The sequence below is a fragment of the Hydrogenimonas sp. genome, assembly GCF_029932565.1.
In the GTDB taxonomy this organism is placed as follows: domain Bacteria; phylum Campylobacterota; class Campylobacteria; order Campylobacterales; family Hydrogenimonadaceae; genus Hydrogenimonas.
Map to the genome: position 1 here is coordinate 6,898 of NZ_JAOZPV010000057.1, position 4,751 is coordinate 11,648.

Here is a 4,751-nt window from a genome sequence, read left to right on the forward strand (position 1 = left end):
AATGCGTAAATACCAAACCATGTCGCCCCGTCTTCTCGTCGTCGGCGACCTGATGATCGACCACTATCTTTGGGGCAAGACGGAGCGTATCTCTCCAGAAGCACCGGTACCGGTTATCGATGTGCAGAAAGAGACGGAGGTGCTTGGGGGTGCGGGGAATGTGGTGAACAACCTCGTGGCCCTGGGTGCCAAAGTGGAGGTGGCGTCGGTAATCGGTCCCGATGACAACGGTGCGCGTCTGCGAAAAATGCTTGAAGATCTGGAGGTAGGGACGAAAGCATTGGTTGCTGAGGAGGGGCGCAGTACGACACGAAAAAGCCGCGTTATCGCCTCCCATCAGCAGGTGGTGCGATTCGACAGCGAAACGCGTCAGGAGATTACCGCCCAAAGCGAAAAAGCACTTCTGAACAAGGTTGTTTCACTACTGGATGAAGGGGTGCAGACGGTATTGATTTCCGATTATGGCAAAGGGGTGCTGACCGACACGCTGACCCAGGGAGTCATCACCGAAGCGAAGCGAAGAGGAATCCGGGTGATGGTCGATCCCAAGGGACGCGACTATACCAAATACCGCGGTGCGACAGCGATTACACCCAACAAAAAAGAGGCTGCCGAAGCGACAGGTATCGCCATTGCCGACGAGGCGTCGCTGAAAGAGGCGGGTTTCAAACTCAAGAACGAGCTGGAACTGGAACGGGCTCTCATTACCCTCTCGGAAGAGGGGATGGCGATTTTCGGCGAGACGATGCGGGTGATTCCCACGGTGGCGCGGGAAGTCTACGATGTGACGGGTGCAGGTGATACGGTGATCGCGACTTTGGGATTCGTTCGCGCGTGTGGCGGAGAGATCGACGAAGCGGCGCGCATCGCCAATGCTGCTGCGGCCGTTGTCGTCGGCAAGCTGGGAAGTGCCACGGCGACGTGGGATGAGATTATCGCTTATGAAAACACCCTGCATGAATCGACGACAGAACACCGCATCAAAACCGGAGAAGCACTGGCCAAGAGTGTCGAACACCTGAAGAACGAAGGAAAAACGATTGTGTTCACCAATGGCTGTTTCGACATTCTTCATCTGGGACATGTAAAGTATCTGGAAAAAGCGAAAAGTTTCGGAGATGTGCTGATCGTGGGCGTGAACTCCGACGATTCGGTCAGACGTCTCAAGGGGCCCGAGCGTCCGGTCAATTCCGAATTTGACCGTGCCTATCTGCTGGCGGCCCTCGATGCGGTCGATTTCGTAACGATTTTCGAGGAAGATACACCCTACGAGCTGATCAAAATCGTACAGCCGGATGTACTGGTCAAAGGCGGAGACTACGAAGGCAAAGAGGTTGTGGGCAGTGACATCGCCAAAGAGGTGAAACTTGTCGATTTTGTCAAAGGCAAAAGTACAACCGGAATCATTGAAAATATAAGAAAGTAGAAAAGGAAATTTATGAAAAAAATGGTTATAGGAGCTCTTTGTGCGGCTCTTCCTCTTTTGGCGCAACACAGTGCAGAGATCAACATCAATACGGATGATATCGAAGTTGCCGGTGTGATGGAGCTATCGGAAGGATTCAGTTACGAGGGGTTGAGCAGCCGGAACTATCTCTTTGCCCGATACCTGTACAGCGGAGAGAGCAAAACACGTGACGACAATCTGGTCGAAGCAGGTTTTTTGGCGACGGGTAATCTTTCGGGTATGCCGGCGTTGACATTGGGGATTGGTATCAAAGGGGCTTTTTCGGAAGATTATGCTGCCATTCCCATCGGTTTGACACTCAGGTATGACATTCCCAGTGAGTGGCAGGTGGCTCTCGATGCCGACGTGTATGTAGCACCCTCTCCCCTGGTTTTTTCCGACGGTGACAGCTATTCGGCGTACCGTATCGGGGTGAGCTTTCGTCCGATTCCCAACGGGGCAATTTACGGGGGATACCGTAACATCGATCTGGACTATGACAAAGGGTCGGACGATTTCAACGACGGCTGGTATATCGGTGTACGTTTCTATTTTTAGGAGTTATGATGTTGAGTGTGATTGAAAAAGAGCTGGAAGCCCATCGTCGGGTGCTGGACGATACGATGGCCGGGTTGCAGCACTTCATCTATACGGCGGGAGTCATTGTGACCGAAGCGCTGGAAGTTGGAAACAAGGTGCTGCTTTGCGGTAACGGTGGAAGTGCGGCGGATGCCCAGCATATTGCGGCGGAATTGACCGGACGGTTCAAAATAGAACGGCAGCCCCTTCCTGCCATCGCTTTGACGACCGATACATCGGCGCTAACGGCTATTGCCAACGATTATGGGTACGATCAGGTATTTTCCAGGCAAGTTGAAGCCTTGGTACAGACGGGTGATGTGGTCATTGGAATTTCAACAAGCGGTAACAGTCCAAATGTCGTCTATGCGCTCAAAAAGGCGAAAGAGATGGGTTGCAAAACGATCGGTCTGAGCGGCAAAGGGGGTGGCGAGATGAACAATGTCTGCGATCTGAACATTATCGTACCCTCCGATGACACCGCACGGATTCAGGAGATGCATATTCTTATCGGACATATTCTGTGCCAGCTGGTGGATAACGAATATCGAGGGTGAGAGGAAAATCACCCTCCAGGTTCTTTTTATTTGCAGGGTGTAAGGGTCAGGTCGGAACGCATTTTTTCGAGGCTCTTTTCGCCGATTCCTTTGATTTTCGTGATTTCATCGATACTTTGAAAACAGTGCGTTTCCCGATAGGCCACAATCTGTTGGGCTTTCTTCTCGCCGATCCCCTTGACGCTCTGAAGCTCCTTTATCGAAGCGTGGTTGATGTCGACTGCCGCGAAGAGAGACAATCCCAGCAACGAACCCAAAAGCAGATATTTCATTTGCGATCCTTTTGATAAAAAATTAGTAAAAATCTATCAAAAAATTTCTATATTTATTATAAAACGTTTTATTTTGTTCTAAAAATTTTCAATTCATTTTACTCTGTTCCATTTGGTAGCAGTCGATTGGCTGCATTGATGACTTCCTCTGCCGAAATTTCTTTCATGCATGCATGTGTTTTGATGGGACAGGTTCGCTTCATACAGGGTGCGCATTCGAGCTCGTGGCGCACAATGATACTTTTGGGATTCATCCACTGGGATGTCTCCTTGTGTCTGGTGGGACCGAAGATGGCGACAGTGGGAACCTGGTAGGCCGCCGCGATGTGCATCGGACCGCTGTCGCCGGTTATGAAAAGGTCGAGCCCTGCAATGGTGCTGCAAAGCTCGGGGATCGTTGTCTTGCCTGCAAGGTTCGTAACGTTTTTTACCCCTTTCTCTTTTATCATTTTCTCTATATCGTTGGCGATATCGGTTTCTGCCGGTCCGCCGAAGATGACAATGTCGAATCGGTCGGCCAAAGCGGATGCCACTTCGGCGAACTTTTCGGGATACCACCGTTTTGCACTGCCGTAGGTGGCACCAGGGTTGATGCCCAGTGCCGGACGGCTGAAAGATTTTTTGGGCCAGTAAAGTCGGAGTGGGCCGGGGGTATCGTTTCGGCCTGTGACGGTATTGATGAAAGAGTGGTATTTTTCTACCTGATGCAACGAGTAAGTAGTGGGTAGTGGGTAGTAGGTAGTGTTTTTGTGGAACTGATAAATCTTTGTGGATCTGGTCAATTTTAGCAGCAATGTCGAGTAGAAATGGCTGCGAAAGCTGATGGCGATATCGTGTGGGCCGATGGTTTTGGCGAGCCGGTAGAGATTGAGAAGGCGGAAGCCCTTCTGTTTGGTGGTGTCGACAATGGTGTGATTTATACGTGGATGGGCTTTGAGTGCTTCAGTCGAAACGTAGGAACCCACCAATGTAATTTTGGCATCGGGATAGGCGGCAAAAAGATTTTCCAGTGCCGGTGTTGCCATGATGGCATCTCCCAGCCATGTGGGGAGTTCTATGAGAATTTTCATACTACTTTTTTCATTTTAGCTTATTTTTTATATTTTCTTTTGGTCTATGATATCTTCTTTGACGGGTTCCATTTTAGCTGCAGTATAAAAGAGTGCGAATGTGAAAGAAAAGAGAGCAGCTAGGGTAGTTCTTAAAGTCAAATCTGCAACCGATGCAAGTAAAAAAATACCCAATGTTCCAAAAAGCACGGATCTGTAAGTGTGATCGAAATATTTTTCTCGAAACAGACTTATTATAAACATCAAGAAAGGAATAAAACCCAACAATCCTGTTTGTAAAAGAATTTGCAAATATTGATCATGCAAATGACCAAATGTTTTTGTTACAGATTTTAAACGTGTGCTTTCACGGTGAAATACATCCATCTCATCCCCAATTCCTGTACCGGTAATGATATGGTCACCAATAACCGGTACGGAAGCGATTTTTAAAGCCAGTCTGTATCCTAATTCAACCTTGTAATTGCCATTTTGGATTTGGGGGATACTTGCAACGATTGCATTGACTCTCTTATTAAAAACCGGAGATACACTATATGCAATAGTAAGAAAAATCATAAAAGAAATGATAAATACTGAAATCTTTTTCCAATCAAACCCATATTGAGAAATAAAAAATACAAATATACCGGCAATGAAAACAATCTGACCGGTTCTTCCTGCATTGATAAAGAGAACAACAACTGTAAATAGGAAAAAAATCGATAAAATCAATTTTGGAGTTTTTGAGATTAATGGATCAGTTATATATTTCAGTAATAAAATGGATGTTACTGCGAGAAAAACCCCATAATGAACATGATTTATAAAAGGTGATGGATCGTGA

At 47.6% G+C, this 4,751-nt stretch carries 6 protein-coding genes; 3 read left to right on the forward strand and 3 right to left on the reverse strand.

Annotated features, from left to right (window positions below; translation table 11 throughout):
- Position 1 precedes the first annotated feature (1 nt).
- From rfaE1 to gmhA, 3 genes are read left to right on the forward strand one after another with little or no spacing between them, the layout of a single operon-like run.
- Complete coding sequence (gene rfaE1, locus Q1K24_RS07315) at positions 2-1,426, forward strand: D-glycero-beta-D-manno-heptose-7-phosphate kinase (RefSeq protein ID WP_300368172.1); 1,425 nt, start codon at positions 2-4, stop codon at positions 1,424-1,426.
- Between the two features lie 12 nt (positions 1,427-1,438).
- Complete coding sequence (locus tag Q1K24_RS07320) at positions 1,439-2,005, forward strand: YfaZ family outer membrane protein (protein ID WP_300368175.1); 567 nt, start codon at positions 1,439-1,441, stop codon at positions 2,003-2,005.
- Between the two features lie 8 nt (positions 2,006-2,013).
- A complete protein-coding gene (gene gmhA / locus Q1K24_RS07325) occupies positions 2,014-2,583 on the forward strand; it encodes a D-sedoheptulose 7-phosphate isomerase (protein ID WP_300368178.1) in 570 nt (189 codons plus the stop codon).
- A gap of 26 nt (positions 2,584-2,609) precedes the next feature.
- On the opposite strand, the gene Q1K24_RS07330 is transcribed toward gmhA, so the two are convergent.
- The 3 genes from Q1K24_RS07330 to Q1K24_RS07340 all read right to left on the reverse strand — a co-directional run.
- Positions 2,610-2,855 (reverse strand): helix-hairpin-helix domain-containing protein, encoded by a 246-nt coding sequence (locus tag Q1K24_RS07330; RefSeq protein ID WP_300368180.1) that lies wholly within the window; start codon positions 2,853-2,855, stop codon positions 2,610-2,612.
- Positions 2,856-2,953: 98 nt separating this feature from the next.
- Positions 2,954-3,925: a lipopolysaccharide heptosyltransferase II gene (gene waaF / locus Q1K24_RS07335; RefSeq protein WP_300368182.1), complete on the reverse strand. Its 972-nt coding sequence runs from the start codon at positions 3,923-3,925 to the stop codon at positions 2,954-2,956.
- 27 nt (positions 3,926-3,952) lie between these two features.
- The coding region (locus Q1K24_RS07340) for an O-antigen ligase family protein (protein WP_300368185.1) at positions 3,953-4,751 on the reverse strand (799 nt) is incomplete at its 5' end.